General features: G+C 58.9%; 16 protein-coding genes and 1 riboswitch. Of the genes, 4 read left to right on the plus strand and 12 right to left on the minus strand.

Going from position 1 to position 20,954, the window contains the following annotated elements:
• Window positions 1-5: 5 nt before the first annotated feature.
• From rluA to araB, 6 genes are all read right to left on the minus strand, one after another.
• Window positions 6-665 (minus strand): bifunctional tRNA pseudouridine(32) synthase/23S rRNA pseudouridine(746) synthase RluA, encoded by a 660-nt coding sequence (rluA, locus tag HBM95_03615; GenBank protein NIH42027.1) that lies wholly within the window; start codon window positions 663-665, stop codon window positions 6-8.
• Window positions 666-677: 12 nt separating this feature from the next.
• Window positions 678-3,584 carry an RNA polymerase-associated protein RapA gene (gene rapA / locus HBM95_03620; protein NIH42028.1) on the minus strand — a complete coding sequence of 969 codons (2,907 nt, stop codon included), beginning with the start codon at window positions 3,582-3,584 and terminating at the stop codon, window positions 678-680.
• Between the two features lie 128 nt (window positions 3,585-3,712).
• Window positions 3,713-6,070, minus strand: a complete 2,358-nt coding sequence (gene polB, locus HBM95_03625; GenBank protein ID NIH42029.1) for a DNA polymerase II — start codon at window positions 6,068-6,070, stop codon at window positions 3,713-3,715.
• Window positions 6,071-6,144: 74 nt separating this feature from the next.
• A complete protein-coding gene (gene araD / locus HBM95_03630; protein ID NIH42030.1) occupies window positions 6,145-6,840 on the minus strand; it encodes an L-ribulose-5-phosphate 4-epimerase in 696 nt (231 codons plus the stop codon).
• A gap of 47 nt (window positions 6,841-6,887) precedes the next feature.
• The gene (gene araA / locus HBM95_03635; protein ID NIH42031.1) at window positions 6,888-8,390 is read right to left on the minus strand and encodes an L-arabinose isomerase; all 1,503 of its coding nucleotides are present in this window, start codon (window positions 8,388-8,390) and stop codon (window positions 6,888-6,890) included.
• 10 nt (window positions 8,391-8,400) lie between these two features.
• The gene (araB, locus tag HBM95_03640; protein NIH42032.1) at window positions 8,401-10,110 is read right to left on the minus strand and encodes a ribulokinase; all 1,710 of its coding nucleotides are present in this window, start codon (window positions 10,108-10,110) and stop codon (window positions 8,401-8,403) included.
• A gap of 337 nt (window positions 10,111-10,447) precedes the next feature.
• On the opposite strand from araB, the gene araC reads away from it, so the two are divergent.
• Together araC and HBM95_03650 are read left to right on the plus strand one after the other, a co-directional pair.
• Window positions 10,448-11,293: an arabinose operon transcriptional regulator AraC gene (araC, locus tag HBM95_03645; GenBank protein ID NIH42033.1), complete on the plus strand. Its 846-nt coding sequence runs from the start codon at window positions 10,448-10,450 to the stop codon at window positions 11,291-11,293.
• A 128-nt stretch (window positions 11,294-11,421) separates the two neighbouring features.
• On the plus strand, window positions 11,422-12,189 hold the full coding sequence (locus HBM95_03650; protein ID NIH42034.1) for a DedA family protein: 768 nt from the start codon (window positions 11,422-11,424) through the stop codon (window positions 12,187-12,189).
• Window positions 12,190-12,232: 43 nt separating this feature from the next.
• On the opposite strand, the gene thiQ is transcribed toward HBM95_03650, so the two are convergent.
• From thiQ to sgrR, 4 genes are all read right to left on the minus strand, one after another.
• Window positions 12,233-12,934 (minus strand): thiamine ABC transporter ATP-binding protein ThiQ, encoded by a 702-nt coding sequence (gene thiQ, locus HBM95_03655; protein ID NIH42035.1) that lies wholly within the window; start codon window positions 12,932-12,934, stop codon window positions 12,233-12,235.
• Window positions 12,918-14,528, minus strand: coding sequence for a thiamine/thiamine pyrophosphate ABC transporter permease ThiP (gene thiP / locus HBM95_03660; protein NIH42036.1), 1,611 nt, complete (start codon window positions 14,526-14,528; stop codon window positions 12,918-12,920). Before thiP ends, thiQ begins: the two co-directional genes overlap by 17 nt.
• A complete protein-coding gene (locus tag HBM95_03665) occupies window positions 14,504-15,487 on the minus strand; it encodes a thiamine ABC transporter substrate binding subunit (GenBank protein NIH42037.1) in 984 nt (327 codons plus the stop codon). The genes thiP and HBM95_03665 overlap by 25 nt, the downstream gene beginning before the upstream one ends.
• Before the next feature lie 31 nt (window positions 15,488-15,518).
• A riboswitch (TPP riboswitch) is annotated at window positions 15,519-15,619 on the minus strand.
• 36 nt (window positions 15,620-15,655) lie between these two features.
• Complete coding sequence (sgrR, locus tag HBM95_03670) at window positions 15,656-17,311, minus strand: HTH-type transcriptional regulator SgrR (protein ID NIH42038.1); 1,656 nt, start codon at window positions 17,309-17,311, stop codon at window positions 15,656-15,658.
• Window positions 17,312-17,399: 88 nt separating this feature from the next.
• Between sgrR and sgrT the strand changes: the two genes are divergently transcribed.
• The gene (gene sgrT / locus HBM95_03675) at window positions 17,400-17,552 is read left to right on the plus strand and encodes a glucose uptake inhibitor SgrT (GenBank protein NIH42039.1); all 153 of its coding nucleotides are present in this window, start codon (window positions 17,400-17,402) and stop codon (window positions 17,550-17,552) included.
• A gap of 120 nt (window positions 17,553-17,672) precedes the next feature.
• The gene (locus HBM95_03680; GenBank protein NIH42040.1) at window positions 17,673-18,851 is read left to right on the plus strand and encodes an MFS transporter; all 1,179 of its coding nucleotides are present in this window, start codon (window positions 17,673-17,675) and stop codon (window positions 18,849-18,851) included.
• 86 nt (window positions 18,852-18,937) lie between these two features.
• Here the strand turns inward: HBM95_03680 and leuD are convergent, their stop codons facing one another.
• Both leuD and leuC read right to left on the minus strand, forming a co-directional pair.
• On the minus strand, window positions 18,938-19,543 hold the full coding sequence (gene leuD, locus HBM95_03685; GenBank protein ID NIH42041.1) for a 3-isopropylmalate dehydratase small subunit: 606 nt from the start codon (window positions 19,541-19,543) through the stop codon (window positions 18,938-18,940).
• Between the two features lie 10 nt (window positions 19,544-19,553).
• Window positions 19,554-20,954 carry a 3-isopropylmalate dehydratase large subunit gene (leuC, locus tag HBM95_03690; GenBank protein NIH42042.1) on the minus strand — a complete coding sequence of 467 codons (1,401 nt, stop codon included), beginning with the start codon at window positions 20,952-20,954 and terminating at the stop codon, window positions 19,554-19,556.

Raw genomic sequence — 20,954 nt, forward strand, 5'->3', positions numbered from 1 at the left:
TTTTTTCAGAAGTCCACCGGGGCTTTAAACGTCATCGCGTTACCGAAGGCCGGGTGGGTGATGGTGAGCGTCTGCGCGTGCAGTTGCAGACGTGGCGCTAACGCCAGCGCTTCCGGCGGGGCGTAAAACCGGTCGCCCAGAATCGGATGACCCAGCGCAAGCATATGCACGCGCAGCTGGTGCGAACGTCCGGTAATTGGCTTAAGCAGGACGCGCGCGGTATTATCCGGCGCGTACTCCAGCACTTCATATTCGGTCTGCGCGGCCTTGCCGGTTTCATAACACACCTTCTGCTTTGGCCGGTTCGGCCAGTCGCATATCAGCGGTAAATCCACCAGCCCTACCGCCTGCGCCGGATGGCCCCAGACGCGGGCGATATACTGCTTTTTCGGCTCGCGCTCGCGGAACTGGCGCTTCAACTCACGCTCCGCCGCTTTATTCAGCGCCACCACAATCACGCCGCTGGTGGCCATATCCAGACGATGGACGGACTCTGCCTGCGGAAAATCGCGCTGAATGCGCGTCATCACGCTGTCCTTGTGCTCGTCCAGGCGCCCCGGCACGGACAACAGGCCGCTCGGCTTGTTGACCACCATGATGTGTTCATCCTGATACAGAATGACCAGCCAGGGATCCTGCGGCGGATTATACGGCTCCATCACCATCTTGCGCTCCGTTTACTGATGCGTCACAACTATAAGACGCAGGGCATCCAGGCGCCAGCCCGCCTGATTCAGGCTTTCCAGCACCTGCTGACGGTTGCTTTCAATCGCCGCCAGCTCGTCGTCACGGATGTTCGGATTGACCGCTTTTAACGCTTCCAGACGGGACAGCTCGGCAGACAGTTTCTCGTCGGCTTCATTGCGCGCAGCGTCAATCAGCTCTCGGGCCGCTTTTTCAATCTGGGTTTCGCCCTGCTGAAGAATAGCGTGCACGTCCTGCTGCACCGCATTGACCAGCTTGCTGCCGGTATGGCGGTTCACCGCGCTCAGCTGACGGTTAAAGCTTTCGAACTCAACCTGTCCTGCGAGATTCGTACCGTTTTTATCCAGCAGCAGACGCACCGGCGTTGGCGGCAGGAAGCGGTTGAGCTGCAGCTGTTTCGGCGCCTGCGCTTCCACAACGTAGATCAGCTCCAGCAGCAGCGTGCCTACGGGCAGCGCCTTGTTTTTCAACAGGGAGATGGTGCTGCTGCCGGTATCGCCGGAGAGGATCAGATCCAGCCCGTTGCGGATCAGCGGGTGCTCCCAGGTGATGAACTGCGCATCTTCGCGGGACAGCGCCACATCACGCTCGAAGGTGATGGTACAGCCGTCTTCCGGCAGGCCCGGGAAATCCGGGACCAGCATGTGGTCTGACGGGGTAAGGACAATCAGATTCTCGCCACGATCGTCCTGGTTAATCCCGACGATGTCGAAGAGGTTCATGGAGAAGCTAATCAGACTAGTGTCGTCATCCTGTTCTTCAATGCTCTCAGCCAGCGCCTGCGCTTTTTCACCGCCGTTGGAGTGGATCTCCAGCAGGCGGTCGCGGCCCTGCTCAAGCTGCGCTTTCAGCGCGTCGTGCTGCTCGCGGCAGGACTTGATCAGATCGTCAAAGCCGTCGGTGTTTTCCGGCGCGGCCAGGAAGCCAATCAGATCGCCGTGCACCCGATCGTAAATGGTGCGGCCGGTTGGACAGGTATGTTCAAACGCATCCAGACCTTCGTGGAACCAGCGCACCAGCACGGACTGGGCGGTTTTTTCCAGATATGGGACGTGGATCTGAATATCATGCGCCTGACCAATACGATCCAGGCGGCCGATACGCTGCTCCAGCAGATCCGGGTTGAACGGCAGATCGAACATCACCAGATTGCTGGCGAACTGGAAGTTACGGCCTTCGGAGCCGATTTCAGAGCACAGCATCACCTGGGCGCCGCTGTCCTCTTCGCCAAACCAGGCCGCCGCGCGGTCGCGCTCGACGATGGACATCCCTTCGTGGAACACGGCGGCGCGAATGCCTTCGCGCTCGCGCAGGACCTGCTCCAGCTGCAGCGCGGTGGCGGCTTTGGCGCAGATCACCAGCACTTTCTGGGAGCGGTGCGCGGTCAGGTAGCCCATCAGCCACTCTACGCGCGGATCGAAGTTCCACCAGGTGCCGGTATCGCCTTCAAATTCCTGGTAAATCTGTTCCGGGTAGAGCATATCGCGGGCGCGCTCTTCCTGGGTTTTGCGCGCGCCCATAATGCCGGAGACTTTAATCGCCGTCTGATACTGGGTTGGCAGCGGCAGCTTGATGGTGTGCAACTCGCGTTTCGGGAACCCTTTCACGCCGTTACGGGTGTTACGGAACAGCACGCGGCTGGTGCCGTGACGGTCCATCAGCATGTCGATCAGCTCTTTGCGCGCGGATTCCGCGTTCTCGCTGTCGCTGTTCGCGGCCTGCAGCAGCGGTTCAATATCCTGCTCGCCAATCAGATCGCTCAGGGTGTTGAGCTCGTCGTTTGAGAGACGTTTTCCCGCCAGCAGCAGCGCGACGGCATCCGCAACCGGACGGTAGTTATTCTGCTCTTCCACAAACTGCGCGAAGTCGTGGAAACGGTTTGGATCGAGCAGGCGCAAGCGGGCGAAGTGGCTTTCCAGACCGAGCTGCTCCGGCGTTGCGGTCAGCAGCAGGACGCCGGGCACGCGCTCGGCAAGCTGTTCAATCGCCATATATTCGCGGCTCGGCGCGTCTTCGCTCCAGACCAGATGATGTGCTTCATCGACAACCATCAGATCCCACTCGGCGTCACACAGGTGCTCAAGACGCTGCTTGCTGCGGCGCACGAAGTCCAGGGAGCAGATCACCAGCTGTTCAGTTTCAAACGGGTTGTCGGCATCGTGCTGCGCTTCGGCATAGCGCTCGTCGTCGAACAGGGAGAAGCGCAGGTTAAAGCGGCGCAGCATCTCGACCAGCCACTGGTGCTGCAGGGTTTCTGGCACCACGATCAGCACGCGCTCGGCTGCGCCGGAAAGCAGCTGTTGATGCAGGATCATGCCAGCTTCAATGGTTTTACCCAGGCCCACTTCATCAGCCAGCAGCACGCGCGGCGCGTGGCGACGGCCCACGTCATGGGCGATATTCAGCTGGTGGGGGATCAGGCTGGTGCGCTGGCCGCGCAGGCCGCTCCACGGCATACGGTACTGCTCGCTCTGGAACTTGCGCGCGCGGTAGCGCAGGGAGAAACGATCCATGCGGTCAATTTGCCCGGCAAACAGGCGGTCCTGCGGCTTACTGAACACCAGTTTGCTGTCGAGCAGCACTTCACGCAGGATGACATTCGTCTCGTCGGTATCAAGACGCGTCCCGATGTAGGCGAGCAGTCCATTCTCTTCTTTTACGTCTTCAACCTTCAGTTGCCAGCCGTCGTGGCTGGTCACGGTGTCACCCGGATTAAACATCACGCGGGTTACAGGGGAGTCATTGCGGGCGTACAGGCGGTTTTCACCGGTGGCAGGGAAGAGGAGGGTAACCATGCGCGCATCAACGGCAACGACGGTTCCTAATCCAAGTTCGCTTTCTGTATCGCTGATCCAGCGTTGACCAAGTGTAAAAGGCATAGTTGTTCGGCTCTAATCTTTAATTGCAGGCAATAGTTCGACCCCCGTCAAAAAAGACGGTCATCGAAAAATGGGTCCGGGAATGGAAAGGGCGCTATGGTACTGGATGGCAGCCATTTCGTCACGCGTCAAAATAGGCCAAGTTGCCCTGTCACTAGTGTAGCAAAATCGTCGTCAATGAAGGGCAAAATTCCGTCGGCGACGGGCTGAAGCTGGCGCGTCAGATAGTGATCGTAATCGAGCGGAGACTGCTGGTAATCAACGGGTTCCGGGCCGTTAATCGTCCAGACGTACTTAATGGTACCCCGATTTTGATACTGTGGCGCACGTCCGCGGCGCACGTTTTCTTCATCCGCCAGACGCGCGGCGCGCACGTGTGGAGGAACGTTACGCTGGTACTCCGCCAGCGGGCGGCGCAGGCGTTTGCGGTAGACCAGCTGGTTATCCAGTTCGCCCGCCATCAGGCTGGCGATGGTTTCACGCACGTAATCCTGATACGGCTCGTTGCGAAACACTCGCAGGTAAAGGGTTTGCTGAAACTGCTGTGCCAGCGGCGTCCAGTCGGTGCGCACCGTTTCCAGGCCTTTAAAGACCATACGCTGCTTATCTCCTTCCTGAATCAGCCCGGCGTAGCGCTTCTTGCTGCCCTGATCGGTACCGCGAATGGTGGGCATTAAAAAGCGGGCAAAATGGGTTTCAAATTCCAGTTCTAATGCGCTGGTTAACCGCTCTTTTTGCAAATGTTCCTGCCACCAGGCGTTCACGAAAGCGACCAGTTCTTTGCCGATTCGCGAGGCATCCTCTTCTGTACGTGAGCTCTTAAGCCACACAAAGGTGGAATCCGTGTCGCCGTAGATAACGTCATAGCCCCGGGATTCAATCAGCGCTTTGGTCTGGCGCATGATGTCGTGCCCGCGCATGGTGATGGACGAGGCCAGACGGGGATCAAAGAAGCGGCAGGCGCTGGTCCCCAGCACGCCGTAAAAGGCGTTCATAATGATTTTCAGCGCCTGCGAGAGCGGCTTGTTGCCGTGGCGTTTAGCCTCGTCGCGGCCGTGCCAGATGTTCCCCACGATTTCAGGCAGGCAGTGCTTTTCCCGCGAAAAACGGGCGCCGAGGAAACCGTCGGTGCTGTGGGCGTCGTCCGGCTGCGCCATGCCTTCTACCAGCCCGACGGGATCGATCAGGAAGGTGCGGATAATCGACGGGTAGAGGCTTTTGTAGTCCAGCACCAGAACCGAGTCATACAGTCCAGGCCGGGAGTCCATCACGTAGCCGCCGGGGCTGGCCTGCGGCGGCACGTCTCCGAGGTTGGGCGCAACATAGCCCGCACGGTGCATTCGTGGGAAATAGAGGTGGCTAAAGGCCGCTACCGAGCCGCCGTGCCTGTCTGCCGCCAGGCCGTTTACCGTCGCCCGCTCCAGCAGGAACGGCATGATCTCGGTTTTATGGAAAATCTGCGTCACCAGCTCGCAGTCTTTCAGGTTATAGGTAGCGAGCGCGGGTTTGTCTTCGTTGAAGCGCCGGTCGATCTCGTCCATGCGGTCCCACGGATTGTCGATGGATTTGCCTTCACCGAGCAATTCCTGCGCTACCGCTTCCAGAGAGAAGGAGGAGAAATTCCAGAAAGCGGATTTCAGCGCCTCGATGCCGTCGATAATCAGTCGACCGTTGGCCTGCGCAAAGAAAACGCCGTTCTTAAAGCCGTGCTCGCGCCACTCCAGCTCCGTATTTCCGCGCCCGAGCATCAGCGGGATGCGATACCGCTCGGCGTGTTTTTGCAGCACGCGCAGGTCAAACTGCACCACGTTCCAGCCGATCAGCACGTCCGGGTCGTGCTCGGCAAACCACTGGTTAAGTTTCTCCAGCAACTGCGGGCGGCTGCTGACGTACTCAAGCTGAAAATCCAGCGCGGACGCATCGCCGTTCGGCGGCCCGAGCATATAGACAACCCGCTGCCCGCAGCCTTCAAGACCGATGCAGTACAGTTCGCCATGACGGGTGGTTTCTATATCCAGGGAGACCCACTTTAGCGGTGGACGATAATGCGGATTCGGCTTCAGGCGAGCGTTGATGAGGGTGCCGTTTTGCTCTGCGCCGTCTACCCAGACGGGCGCGGTTATAAACCGCTCCATCAGAAAGCGTTCCGGCGGGCGGATATCCGCTTCGTAGAGCGTCACGCCCGATTCGCGCAGCAGCTTTTCATAGCGCATCAGCTGACGATGGGCGCGGCAGTAGAGGCCGTAAACCGGCTGGCGGTGGAAATCTTTCAGTTCAAGCGGGGTAATGCGCCAGCCGCTTTCGTCGCGCAGCAGCTGCTTCACCTTTTCGACGTGCGCTTCAGGGATAAATGCCACGGACTCCTGCGGCGGCAGCGTAACGTACCGCGGGCCGTTGTCCGTCGCCAGCCAGAACGCGACCTCGGTGCCCTGAGGGGTATCCCGCCAGTGTCGGGTCAGTAAAAAGCCTTGTTGCGCCTGTGCCACGCCGCTATCCCATAAAACAAAACCAGGCCTGATTATAGCCTGGTTGAATGTTTTATGCTGGAGATATATACAGTTTATTGTCCGTAATAGGCCTTCGCGCCGTGCTTGCGCAGGTAGTGTTTATCCAGCAGGGTTTGCTGCATATCCGGCAGCTGCGGCGCGAGCTGGCGACAGAAGATCCCCATATAGGCCACCTCTTCGAGCACGATCGCGTTATGCACCGCATCTTCCGCGTTTTTACCCCAGGCAAACGGGCCGTGGGAGTGCACCAGCACGCCGGGCATCTGCGCCGCGTCGATTCCCTGTTTTTCGAAGGTTTCGACAATTACGTTACCCGTTTCCCACTCGTACTCACCGTTGATCTCTGCATCGGTCATCAGACGCGTGCAGGGAATGGTGCCGTAAAAGTAGTCCGCGTGGGTGGTGCCGGTCGCCGGGATCGACTGGCCCGCCTGCGCCCAGATGGTCGCGTGACGAGAATGGGTATGCACAATGCCGCCGATGGTCGGGAATGACCGGTACAGCAGGCGGTGAGTGGGCGTATCGGATGACGGTTTTTTGTTACCTTCCACCACTTCACCCGTCTCGATGCTGACCACCACCATATCGTCCGCGGTCATCACCGTGTAATCCACGCCGGAAGGCTTGATCACGAACACGCCTTTTTCCCGGTCAACGGCGCTGACGTTGCCCCAGGTCAGGGTCACCAGGTTATGTTTCGGCAGCGCCAGGTTGGCTTCGAGCACCTGACGTTTGAGATCGTCTAACATTGTTGTCTCCCTGCCCGGTGGGCGTAGCGCCACCGGGCATTCCGTACTTAGCGTTTTGAACCGTAATAGACTTCGTTCCAGCGCAGCGCGTCCTTAAAGGCGGGCAGGCGGGTATCGTTATCAATGACGGTCAGCTCGATATCGTGCAGCTCGGCGAACTGACGCATGTCGTTCAGATCCAGCGCGTGGCTGAACACCGTGTGGTGCGCGCCGCCGGCCAGGATCCACGCCTCTGACGCGGTCGGCAGGTCCGGCTGCGCTTTCCACAGGGCGTTGGCGACAGGCAGTTTCGGCAGCGAATGTGGCGTTTCAACCGCATCGACGCAGTTCACCAGCAGGCGGAAACGATCGCCCAGATCGATCAGGCTGGCGTTGATGGCCGGGCCGGTGCGGGTGTTGAAGATCAGACGCGCCGGATCGGCTTTACCGCCGATGCCGAGATACTGCACGTCGAGGATCGGTTTCTCTTCGACGGCGATAGAAGGGCACACTTCCAGCATGTGGGAGCCGAGCACCAGGTCGTTGCCGTTTTCGAAGTGGTAGGTGTAGTCCTCCATAAAGGAGGTGCCGCCCTGCAGACCGGTCGACATCACCTTCATGATGCGAAGCAGAGCGGCAGTTTTCCAGTCGCCTTCGCCTGCAAAGCCGTAGCCCTGCTGCATCAGACGTTGTACCGCCAGGCCCGGCAGCTGTTTCAGGCCGTGGAGGTCTTCAAAAGTGGTAGTAAAAGCGTGGAAGCCACCCTGTTCCAGGAAGCGCTTCATGCCCAGCTCAATGCGCGCCGCATCAAGCACGTTCTGGCGCTTGTCGCCGTTGATTTGTGCCGCAGGGGTCAGGCGGTAGCTGCTTTCGTATTCATCCACCAGCGCGCTCACTTCGCCATCGCTAATGTCGTTTACCACCTGCACCAGGTCGCCCACTGCCCATGTATTTACGGAGAAGCCGAATTTAATCTGCGCAGCGACTTTATCGCCGTCGGTGACCGCCACTTCACGCATGTTGTCGCCGAAACGCACCACTTTCAGGTGGCGGGTATCCTGCTTAGAGACCGCCTGTCGCATCCAGGAGCCGATACGTTGTTGCGCCTTGCCATCCTGCCAGTGGCCGGTGACCACCGCGTGCTGCTGGCGCATGCGCGCGCCGATGAAGCCAAACTCACGGCCGCCGTGCGCGGTCTGGTTCAGGTTCATGAAGTCCATGTCGATGCTGTCCCACGGCAGGGAGGCATTGAACTGGGTATGGAACTGCAGCAGCGGTTTGTTGAGGATAGACAGACCGTTGATCCACATTTTGGCCGGAGAGAAGGTATGCAGCCACACCACCAGACCTGCGCATTTATCGTCGTAGTTCGCGTCGCGGCAGATGTGGGTAATTTCGTCCGGCGTGGTGCCCAGCGGTTTCAGTACCAGTTTGCAGGGCAGTTTGGCTTCCGCGTTCAGCGCGTTAACCACGTGCTCCGCGTGTTTCGTCACCTGCTGCAGCGCTTCCGGTCCGTACAGATGCTGGCTGCCAATCACAAACCACACTTCATAGTTATTAAAAATGGTCATCATCGTGTCCTTAATGGGTCAGGGTTGCCGTAGTGTCCTCGGTGCTTTTGGCCGGGGCGGCGACAGGGAGATAGTGAAGTTCGGCGCTTTTTGCCCATTGCTGGTAGCGCTGATAAAGCTGTTCAAAGCGTTGTGCCTGCCGGGCACGCGGCTGGAGCGTATTTTCGACGGCGCTCGCCATATGCCGCTGTGCGGCCGGGATATCGGAATGCACGCCTGCGGCCACGGCAGCGAAAATCGCCGCGCCCAGCGCGCAGCACTGATCGGAAGCCACAATCTGCAGCGGACGGTTCAGCACGTCGCAGCAGGCCTGCATAATCACCGGGTTTTTACGGGCGATGCCGCCCAGCGCCATCACGTTGTTCACGTCGATGCCCTGCTCGGTGAAGCACTCCATAATGGCGCGGGCACCGAAGGCCGTTGCGGCAATCAGGCCGCCGAACAGCGCTGGAGCGTCGGTCGCCAGGTTGAGATCGGTAATCACCCCTTTCAGACGCTGGTTGGCAAACGGCGTGCGGCGACCGTTAAACCAGTCCAGCACCACCGGGAGGTGATCGAGAGACGGATTTTTGGCCCAGGCTTCGGTGAGCTGCGGCAGGAGCTGCTTTTTGCTGTCGGCAATCTGGGTTTTCAGCTCTGGATGCGCCGCTGCCAGCTGGTCCAGAGGCCAGCCCAGCACGCGGCCAAACCAGGCGTAAATATCGCCAAACGCGGACTGACCGGCTTCCAGACCGATGAAGTCCGGCACCACGCTGCCGTCAACCTGGCCGCAGATGCCTTTCACCGCGCGGTCGCCGACGCTGGCTTTATCTGCCGTCAGAATGTCGCAGGTCGAGGTACCGATAACTTTTACCAGGGTGTTGGGCTGCGCGCCCGCGCCCACGGCGCCCATATGACAGTCAAACGCGCCGCCGGAGATGGTCACGTTCTTCGGCAGGCCGAGACGCGTTGCCCACTCTTCACAAAGCGTGCCGACCGGAATATCGGCGGTGAAGGTGTCGGTAAACAGCGGGTATTTGAGATTCTTGTTGATGATTGGGTCGAGTTCATCAAAGAACGCGGCCGGAGGCAGGCCGCCCCAGCTTTCATGCCACAGGGATTTATGCCCGGCGCTGCAACGCCCGCGGCGAATATCCTGTGGCCGTGTGGTGCCGGAGAGCAGGGCAGGCACCCAGTCGCACAACTCAATCCAGGACGCCGCGGCCTGCGCAACGGTTGCGTCGGCGCGGGTGACGTGGAGGATTTTGGCCCAGAACCATTCGCTGGAGTAAATCCCGCCGATGTAGCGCGAGTAGTCTGTTTTGCCCGGCTGATGGCACAGGCGCGTGATGGCTTCGGCCTCTTCCACGGCAGTATGGTCTTTCCACAGCACGAACATGGCGTTCGGGTTGTCGGCAAACTCCGGGCGCAGTGCCAGCACGCGGCCTTCGGCATCCACCGGGGCAGGCGTGGAGCCGGTGCTGTCGACGCCAATCCCCACGACCTCGGCCCGCTGGGCGTCCGTCAGTTCGGCCAGTACGGTTTTGATTGCCGCTTCCATCGACTCAATGTAGTCCCGCGGGTGATGACGGAACTGGTTGTTCGCCGCATCGCAGTAGCGCCCTTCCTGCCAGCGCGGGTACCACTCAACGCTGGTTGCTATCTCCTGGCCGGACGTACAGTCCACTGCCAGCGCGCGAACCGAGTCGCTGCCAAAATCGAGGCCAATTGCAATTGCCATGGTGTTGCTCCATCCAAAAAACAGGTATGGAAGAACATTAGAGACTGGGGGCGAAAATCGTCAGGCAGGATCCGCTAATCTTATGGACTAAATTGCTGTTACGACGGAAAGTGTGACGCCGTGCAAATATTCAATGTGGACATTTCTGCCGCACTTATAGACACTTTTGTTACTGCTTATCTGCCTGTACTGGCGGAGAAATCAGGGGGAAAGGCTGAAACATGGCGGACGTAAAAGAGGCGTGATGCTTTTTGGATCTTTTCGCAGGCCATTTTTATACTGCTTTTAGTGATATGGACAATTGGTTTCCTTCAGGACCCTTGGGAGAACTGAATCTATGGCCGAAACGCAAAACGATCCCCTGTTGCCGGGATACTCGTTTAACGCGCACCTAGTGGCGGGACTGACCCCTATCGAGGCTGAGGGATATCTCGATTTTTACGTCGACCGACCGCTCGGGATGAAAGGGTATATTCTCAACCTGACCGTGCGGGGGGAAGGGATCATCAAGAACGGTGACCAGCAGTTTGTCTGCCGTCCCGGCGATATCCTGCTGTTTCCGCCGGGAGAGATCCACCACTACGGGCGTCATCCGGATGCTAAAGAGTGGTATCACCAGTGGGTCTATTTTCGCCCGCGCGCCTACTGGCAGGAGTGGCTTTCATGGCCGGCTATTTTTGCGCATACCGGCTTTTATCGCCCGGATGAGGTTCATCTGGCGCAGTTTCGCGAACTGTTCGCGCAGATTATTGAGGCGGGGCAGGCCGGCGGGCGCTATGCCGAACTGCTGGCGATAAACCTGCTTGAGCAGGTGCTGCTGCGCCGCATGGAGGCCATCAACGAATCGCTTAACCCACCGCTGGATAACCGCGTCCGCGACGCCTGCCAGTACATTAGCGACCATCTGGCCGACAGCCAGTTTGATATCGCCAGCGTCGCCCAACACGTCTGTCTGTCGCCGTCGCGGCTGTCGCATCTGTTCCGCCAGCAGCTGGGCGTCAGCGTTCTGAGCTGGCGTGAGGATCAGCGCATCAGTCAGGCGAAGCTGCTGCTCAGCACCACCCGAATGCCGATTGCTACCGTTGGGCGCAACGTGGGATTTGAAGATCAGCTCTATTTCTCTCGCGTGTTTAAGAAATGCACCGGCGCGAGCCCGAGCGAATTCCGCGCGGGATGTGAATAAACGGTAAAAAAAGATAAACAAGCAGGTGAATGCGGAAAGCAACCTGTAAACTATTCAGACAATTGTTGCCTTGACGCGGTGCGGGGCGCTAAGCAGAATCGCTGATTCGTTTTCTGACCGGAATAGTTATGCAGGCATTGCTGGAACACTTTATTACCCAGTCCGTTATGTACTCGCTCATCGCCGTGGCGCTGGTGGCGTTTCTGGAATCGCTGGCGCTTGTTGGGTTGATCCTGCCCGGAACCGTGATGATGGCGGGGCTTGGCGCGCTGATCGGCAGCGGCGAGGTTAATTTCTGGCAGGCGTGGCTGGCCGGGATTATCGGTTGCCTGATGGGGGACTGGATCTCCTTCTGGCTGGGCTGGCGCTTTAAGAAGCCGCTGCACCGCTGGTCTTTTATGAAAAAGAACAAAGCGCTGCTGGATAAAACCGAGCATGCCCTGCATCAGCACAGCATGTTTACCATTCTGGTAGGCCGCTTCGTTGGGCCAACGCGTCCGCTGGTGCCGATGGTGGCGGGGATGTTGGACCTGCCGGTCGCGAAGTTCGTGGTGCCGAACATCATCGGCTGCGTCTTCTGGCCGCCGTTTTACTTCCTGCCGGGGATCCTCGCCGGCGCGGCGATTGATATCCCTGACGGTATGCAAAGCGGTGAGTTTAAGTGGCTGCTGCTGGGCACGGCTGTGCTGCTGTGGCTGGCGGCCTGGCTCTGCTGGCGGCTATGGCGCAGCGCGAAAGCCAGCGTCGATCGCCTGACGCGCTATCTTCCGCGCTCTCGTCTTTTGTGGCTGGCCCCGCTGACGCTGGGCGTTGCGGTGGTGGCCCTGGTGGTGCTGATTCGTCACCCGCTGATGCCGGTGTACGGCGAGATCCTGTTGAAGGTGGTAAGCCGTTAAGGCGTTTTCCCTCTTCCTGGGGGAGAGGGCCACGGTAAGGGCATCAGACCACACGAATGCCCAACAATGAAGACGCCCCCGCTTCACCACTCAGCAGTTCTTCTGTACTTCCGTCCCACAAAATACGTCCCTCCGCAATCACCACAGATCGCGGCGCAATCCGTGCGGCATCCTCAATACTGTGCGACACCATCAGCATCGTCAGTTGCTGGCGCTGACAGACGTCCTGCACCAGCGCCAGCATCTCCTGGCGAAGCGCGGGATCGAGCGCCGAGAAGGGCTCATCCAGCAGCAGGATTGGCTGCTCCCGCACCAGACAACGCGCCAGCGCCACGCGCTGACGCTGGCCGCCCGAAAGCTCGCCCGGCAGCCTGTCAATGAACCCGGTGATCCCCATCTGGGCGGCAATGATCTCCAGCTTCTGGCGCTGAGCGTCGTTCAGCCTGAGCCCCGGATGCATTCCCAGAGCGATGTTTTGCCGCACCGTCAGATGGGTAAACAGGTTGTTTTCCTGGAACAGCATTGAGACCGGACGTTTTGCGGGCGGCGTGTGGGTATGATCGTGATTTTCAATGACGATCGCGCCGCTTGCCGGCTGAAGAAAACCCGCAATCAAATTAAGCAGCGTGCTTTTTCCCGCGCCGCTTGGGCCAAGTACGGCGATCATCTCCCCCTGGCGCACGGAGAGCGTGAAGCGCATCGGCAGATGCTGGTAAAGCCAGGTTACATCAGTCAGTGTTAACATCGCGCCCCGGAAGTTTTTCGATAACGGTAAATAAGGCAAAGCACAGCAGCAACAGTAACAGCGCGGTGACCGCGCCGTCCTGACTGCGATAAGAGCCGATTTGCTGATAGAGCCAGAACGGCAGCGTGCGGAAATCTTCGTTGCCAAAGAGGGCTACCACGCCAAAATCGCCAATCGACAGCACGCAAGCAAACGCCAGCGCCTGGGCGAGCGGCCGTTTTAGCGCGCGGAGTTCGACCACCTTCAGTCGCTGCCAGCCCTGCATGCCCAGCGACTGGCACAGTAAACCGTAACGGCTGTTGACGTCGCGCATCGGGTTTTCCAGCACCTTAAGCGCGTAAGGGATGGCCATTAAGGCGTTGGTAAAAATGACGATGCCGTCGGCGCTTTCCGGCAGGCCGATGGTGCTGTTGAACAGTAAAAAGAAGCCCGTCGCCAGCACGATGCCCGGCATCGCCAGAATCAGCATGCCCGTCAGCTCCAGCGCCTGTCCGGTTTTACGAGCATGACGCGCGTAGAGCTCGCGGCTGCTCCAGAGCAGCATCATGGTCAGAAGTACACAGACCAGCCCGGCTGCCAGCGCGATGCGCAGCGAGGTCCACGTCGCTTCCCAGAGCACGGGCTGCTGCAGGACGGACGTGAGATTGAGGTTCAGTCCGTCAACGATAACGGCCAGCAGCGGCGGCAGCAGCAGCATGAGCGCCAGCGTAATCAGGATAAAATCGGCGACGCGGCTGTGCAGGCTGTCCTGCGGGTCGCGCCAGCCGGTTATTTGATTACTGCCAGCGGGAATGGCTTTACTCAGTCGCTGGCTCAGCAGCACCAGCACCAGACAGCACGCCATCTGCACCATCGCCAGCAGCGCGGCGCGGCCCGGATCGTAGTCGTAACTTAAGGCCTGATAAATCGCCAGCTCAATGGTGGTGGCCTGCGGCCCACCGCCGAGCGAAAGCACGGTGGCAAAGCTGGCGAAGCAGAGCATAAAGATTAGCGCGGCCACCGGGGCAATCTGACGTCGCAGCCACGGCCATTCGACAAAGCGGAAGAACGACCAGCCGCGCATGCCGAGCTGAGCCGCAATCTGGCGTTGCTCGCCGGGAATGTTTTCCAGCGCCTGTAAAAAGAGGCGCGTCGCCATCGGCATATTGAAGAAAATGTGCGCCAGCAGGATGCCCTTCAGCCCGTAAGGGGAAAAGGTCCACTCCAGCCCCAAAGATGCAAAGAGCGAAGCCAGCCAGCCCTGACGACCGTAGACGCTCAGAATGCCAAAAACGGCCACCAGAACCGGCAGGATCAGCGTCATGGCGCACAGGCGCAGCAGAGCCTGCCTGCCGGGAAAACGCCGGCGGTACAGCGCTCGCGCGAGGAAAATGGCCGGGATCGCTGACAGCAGCGCAGAAAGAAACGCCTGCCAGAAAGAGAACCGGATAACGTGCCAGAGATAGCTGTCGTGCCAGAGCGCGAGCAGATCGCTCTCTGGCGCATTAAACCACAACGCAAGGAATGCCCCCAGGCTGACCACCACCATCAGCATGGCGGCGAGCAGGCCGGGGATTAACCAGCCGGGAATTAACGGCTGACGGCGCGTTGCCATTCACTTACCCATGCTGCACGCTGCGCGGCGACCTGCTGCGGCGTAAATTCCAGCGAGGTTGTTGGTTTGGTCAACTGCTCGAAACCTGCGGGCAGGGTAACGCTGGTGACCGGATACATCCAGTTGCCTGCGGGAATCGCATTCTGGAACGCCGGTGAAACCATGAACTTCAGGAACTTCTCGGCCAGCTCCGGCTGTTTGCTGGCGGCGGTACGCGCTGCCACTTCCACCTGCAGATAGTGCCCTTCAGCAAAATTCGCGGCGCCGTAGTTGTCTTTCTTCTCAGCGATGATGTGGTAGGCCGGAGAGGTGGTGTAGCTCAGCACTAGGTCGCTTTCCCCTTTCAGGAACAGGCCGTAGGCTTCGCTCCAGCCCTTGGTCACGGTGACGGTTTTGGCGGCCAGTTTCTGCCACGCTTCCGGCGCTTTATCTCCATAGACTTTCTGCATCCACAGCAGCAGGCCCAGACCCGGCGTGCTGGTACGCGGATCTTCATAGATCACGCGCCACTTCTGGTCACTTTCCACCAGCTCTTTCAGGCTTTTCGGCGGGTTTTTCAGCTTATTTTTGTCGTAAACAAAAGCAAAATAGCCGTAATCGAACGGCACAAAGGTGTCGTTTTTCCAGCCGCCCGGCACGTTGACGGCATCTGCCGCCACGCCGCTTTTGGCAAACAGTTTGGTTTGCGTCGCGGCTTCCAGCAGGTTGTTATCCAGCCCGAGCACCACGTCGGCCTTGCTGTTTTTCCCTTCCATGCGCAGACGGTTGAGCAGCGACACGCCATCTTCCAGCGCCACGAACTTCAGCTCGCAGTTGCAGTCGGCTTCAAAGGCTTTTTTTACCACCGGGCCAGGGCCCCAGTCGGCGGAGAAGGAATCGTAGGTATAGACCGTCAGGACGGGGTTCGCGAAAGCAGGCAGCGCAAACAGCGCCAGCAGGGGGAAAACTTTTTTTAACACTTTGCACCTCAGAGTTGAGTGGCAAAGGATTTTGAGCGACAGCCTCAAATCCCTTCGCCGGCGTTATCCGGATCAGGTTCGACGGGTATTATCTCAGCGCACATCTGTGATGCAGCACCCCGTTGAGAACGGCGCTATTGTAATGATTTGGTGAATATTACGAAAGCGTTATGGTTCCGGCGGCGCAAACCAGGCGGATTTAAAATCAAACCAGCCCAGGGTGTTCATCCGCAGGCCGCGCATGCTGCGTTGTCCCTGGATCAGCAGCCAGTGGTGGATCAACGGTACGATCGTCTGCCCGGCCAGCAGCTCCTGGCACCATGCGGCCAGATCCATTTCGCCTGCCCGCCACTTCGCGGCGTCCTGCTGCCAGTCCCGGTTGATACAGTGCTGAATGAGGGGCACTTCATACAGGTGAGAAAAGAGCGAGAAATCAAGCGGCAGCGTGAAGTTGGCGCTATTGAGCCAGATATCGCTGACGACATCCCCGCGGTGCCATTCATCATAGTCGACTTCCTGTATCGCCAGCGTCACGCCTTCGGCCACCAGCAGCTTGCTCATAATCTTCGCGATAAAACGGTGCTCAATGTGATCGCGATAGTAGCTGAGGGTGATGGTCTCCAGCCCGGCAGGTTTTCCACTGCGCACCGGCTGAGCATGGTGCCAGCGCGGAAGCAGGCCATATGCCGGGAACCACCAGGTCTGGTATTGCTCCTCTGCGTGATAAATCAGGTTAGCCGGGGCCAGAACATGGCTGATCCACGTGCGGACGTCGTGGTTTGCTCCGCGGTGGCTGCGGCTGTCAAAGAGCAGGTAGTAACAGCCCTCCTCCAGGCGACTTTCGAACGCCTTTTCGCTTGTTGTGGGGCCTTCCAGCGTCAGGCCTGCGCTCAGCTCTTCGTTGAGATCCGGTAATACCCAGACGTTCACTTCGTCGATCAGCGCCCGATAGCCAAAATAGTCATCAAAGGCGCGGATTTTGAGCTGGTTGTTGGTATTGCGCGTCACGGAGTAGGGGCCCGTGCCAATCGGCAGGCTGGCAAAATTGTTCAGCGATCGCCATTCGCCGGGCAGGATCATTGAGGGCACATAGCCCAGCAGCCACGGCAGCCATCTGTCCGGCTGCGACAATTCAATGTCCAGCGTCCAGGCCGTGGGGGAGTGGATCCGCGAGACGTGCGAATAGAGCGGAAGCGTGCGGGCGCGTTCCAGAGAGGCGATGACGTCACTCATCTCCAGCTCGCGTCCGTGGTGGAAGTGAATGCCCGGGCGTAAAAAGAAACGCCAGTGCAGGGGGGAAAGCTGCTGCCAGTGGTGCGCGATGTCCGCTTCCAGTTCCCCGTTTTCCTCATTTATTTTCGTCAGGCCGCTGAATATCTGCCGGGCCATATGGGTTTCAGAACGACGCAACGCCGTGCCGGGCAACAGGTTTTTCATTGGCCGATAGTAGAGCACCCGCATAATGTGGCGGCCCTGACGAAAGCTGCGCCCCAGATGCGAGACCAGCATCTGGCGCACGGCGGCCTTGTCGCCCACCAGCTGGACCAGCTGATCGATGCGGTCCTGCTCCAGCAGATCCTCCGCCCGCTGTTGTTGCAGCGCCAGACCGGTATAGAGGAAGGTCAAGCGTGAGCGCTTACCGCGTCCGGCCTCGGCCTCCCAGCTTAGCCAGCCCTGCTGCTGCATGGTGTTGAGCAACGTGCGCATATGGCGGCGAGAGCAGTTGAGGAGTTCTGCCAGCTCGTTAAGCGTGGTCTCCTGCGATTGACCCTCGCAGCACTGCCACAGGCGGATAAATTGTTGTTGCAGTCGACCGGATGGCATAAAAGAGGAACTCCTGACAAAAAATCAGCAATTTATTAATCCCTATATTAGGCCAATAATGCTTTCCGATGAAGTGAGGAGGTAAATTATGAAGAGGTCTACCGCACGTCAGTTTTATCAGCAGTACTTTTCAGCGACAAAAGGATCGTCCTGGCTGGCCCGCCAGTGTGCAGAGCAACGGCTGAAAATATTGGAAGAACTGATGCAGTGGGACGTTACGAAACCGACCTCTTCCCGCTAACTCGCCTCGATCATGTGTGACTGAGTATTGGTGTTTATCACCCGCCAGCAAAATGTTTTTGCTGGCTTTTTTCGTTTATTCTTTCACCCAATTTCGATTTGCTTTCACAAGGACTTGCGCATGCTGTGGTTGATGACGATGGGGCGCCGCCTGAATGGCGTATATGCCGCTTTTATGCTGGTGGCCTTTATGATGGGCGTGGCGGGGGCCCTACAGGCGCCGACGCTGAGCCTGTTCCTCAGCCGCGAGGTGGGCGCACAGCCGTTTTGGGTCGGCCTGTTTTATACCGTCAACGCCATTGCCGGGATCCTCGTTAGCCTGGGACTGGCGAAACGATCGGACAGCCAGGGCGATCGCCGCAGGCTGATCCTCTTTTGCTGCGCGATGGCCGTGGGCAACGCGCTGCTTTTTGCCTTTAACCGGCACTACCTGACGCTCATTACCTGCGGCGTGCTGCTGGCCTCTCTTGCCAATACCGCCATGCCGCAGCTGTTCGCGCTGGCCCGTGAATACGCCGACAGCTCGGCGCGGGAGGTGGTGATGTTCAGCTCGGTGATGCGTGCGCAGCTCTCTCTTGCATGGGTCATCGGCCCGCCGCTGGCCTTCATGCTGGCGCTGAACTATGGCTTCACGGTCATGTTTTCGATCGCGGCAGGCATTTTTATTATTAGCCTGGCGCTGATTGCCTTTGCGCTGCCGTCCGTCGCTCGGATTGAGCAGACGACGGATAAGCCCATCACGCAGGTGAGCGGCTGGCAGGATAAAAACGTCCGCATGCTGTTTATTGCCTCCACGCTGATGTGGACCTGCAACACCATGTACATCATTGATATGCCGCTGTGGATCAGCAGCGATCTGGGCCTGCCGGACAAGCTTGCCGGGATCTTAATGGGCACAGCTGCCGGGTTGGAAATTCCAGCGATGATTCTGGCGGGGTATTACGTGAAGCGCTTCGGAAAGCGTCGGATGATGATCGTCGCCGTGGCGGCCGGGGTGCTGTTTTACGCGGGACTGATCCTTTTCCATTCGCGTGAAGCGCTGCTTGCGCTGCAGCTGTTTAACGCTGTGTTTATTGGCATCGTTGCCGGGATCGGCATGCTCTGGTTCCAGGATCTTATGCCCGGACGCGCAGGCTCTGCGACCACGCTTTTTACCAACAGCATTTCGACGGGCGTTATTCTGGCGGGGGTGATTCAGGGGGCGCTGGCGCAAAGCTATGGCCATGCCTCGGTTTACTGGGTGATTGCGGCGATTTCGGTGGTTACGCTTGGGCTGACCTGCCGGGTCAAGGATGTTTGATTCCGGGAGGTGGCTTCACGAAATGAGACGATTGTCTGACAGGTATCGGAGGGAAGCAATGGCCCGCGTGCAGCGGGCCATTGCTTTTAGCCCATAAACGCAGGCTGTTTTTTCTCGTACGCGGAAATGGCGTCCTCGTGCTGGAGCGTCAGGCCAATGCTGTCCAGACCGTTGAGCATGCAGTGGCGACGGAAGGCATCGATGCTGAAGCTGTAGGTCTTATCCCCGGCTTTCACCACTTCCCCTTCCAGATCCACCTCAAACGACATGCCCGGGTTCGCCTTAACCAGCGCGAACAATTCATCGACCTGCTCGTCACTCAGCGTCACCGGCAGCAGCTGATTGTTGAAGCTGTTGCCGTAAAAGATATCCGCGAAGCTCGGGGCGATAACTACCTTAAAGCCGTAGTCGGTCAACGCCCATGGCGCATGCTCACGCGATGAGCCGCAGCCGAAGTTTTCCCGCGCCAGCAGAATGGAGGCACCTTTGTATTCCGGGAAGTTCAGGACGAATTCCGGGTTCGGCACTTCGCCTTTGTCGTCCAGAAAACGCCAGTCGTTAAACAGGTGTGCGCCAAAACCGGTGCGGGTCACTTTCTGCAAAAACTGCTTAGGAATGATCGCGTCCGTATCGACGTTAGCGGCGTCCAGCGGGACAACACGGCCCGTATGTTGGGTAAATTTTTCTGCCATGATTGTCTCCTTATTTCAGGCTGCGAATATCGGCGAAATGGCCGGTAACTGCCGCGGCGGCGGCCATTGCCGGGCTGACCAGATGGGTGCGTCCACCACGGCCCTGACGGCCTTCAAAGTTACGGTTGCTGGTAGAGGCGCAGCGCTCGCCCGGATTCAGGCGGTCGTTGTTCATCGCCAGACACATTGAGCAGCCCGGCAGGCGCCACTCGAAGCCTGCTTCGATGAAGATCTTATCCAGACCTTCCGCTTCCGCCTGGGCTTTCACCGGACCGGAGCCTGGAACCACCAGCGCCTGCACGCCCGGCGCCACTTTACGGCCTTTGGCAATCTCTGCCGCCGCGCGTAAATCCTCGATACGTGAGTTGGTGCAGGAACCGATAAAGACTTTATCAATGGCGACATCGGTCAACGGTACGCCTGGCTTCAGTCCCATATAGGCCAGCGCTTTTTCCGCACTGGCGCGCTCGACCGGATCGGCGAAGGACGCCGGGTCCGGGATGCTGTCGTTGACGGAAATCACCTGGCCCGGATTGGTGCCCCAGGTCACCTGAGGGGCGATCTCTTCCGCCTGCAGCGTGACAACGGTATCGAAGGTCGCACCGTCGTCGGTTTTCAGGGTTTTCCAGTACGCCACCGCGTCGTCAAAATCCTGACCCTTCGGCGCATGCAGACGGCCTTTCACATAGTTGAAGGTGGTTTCGTCCGGCGCGACCAGGCCAGCTTTTGCGCCCATCTCAATAGCCATGTTGCACAGGGTCATACGACCTTCCATGCTCAGCGCCTGAATCGCGTCGCCGCAAAATTCCACAACGTGGCCGGTACCGCCCGCGCTGCCGGTTTTACCGATGATGGCCAGCACGATGTCCTTCGCGGTAATGCCCGGCGCGGCTTTACCCTTTACTTCAATTTTCATGGTTTTGGCGCGGCCCTGCTTCAGGGTCTGGGTCGCCAGAACGTGTTCCACTTCAGACGTGCCGATCCCGAAGGCCAGCGCGCCAAACGCGCCGTGGGTTGCGGTATGGGAGTCGCCGCAGACGATGGTCATGCCCGGCAGGGTAATACCCTGCTCAGGCCCCATCACGTGGACGATGCCCTGATACGGATGGTTCAGGTCATACAGCTCAACGCCAAACTCGTTGCAGTTCTTGATCAGCTCCTGCATCTGGATACGCGCCATCTCACCCGAGGCATTAATGTCTTTGGTCTGGGTGGAGACGTTGTGATCCATAGTCGCGAAGGTTTTACCCGGCTGACGTACCGGGCGCTTGTGCGCGCGCAGGCCGTCAAATGCCTGCGGAGAGGTCACTTCGTGTACCAGATGACGGTCAATGTACAGCAGCGGGGTTTCGTTTGGTGCCTCGTAAACAACGTGCGCATCAAACAACTTTTCATATAACGTCTTAGCCAT

It is taken from the genome of Enterobacter asburiae (genome assembly GCA_011754535.1).
GTDB classification, from domain to species: domain Bacteria; phylum Pseudomonadota; class Gammaproteobacteria; order Enterobacterales; family Enterobacteriaceae; genus Enterobacter; species Enterobacter cloacae_N.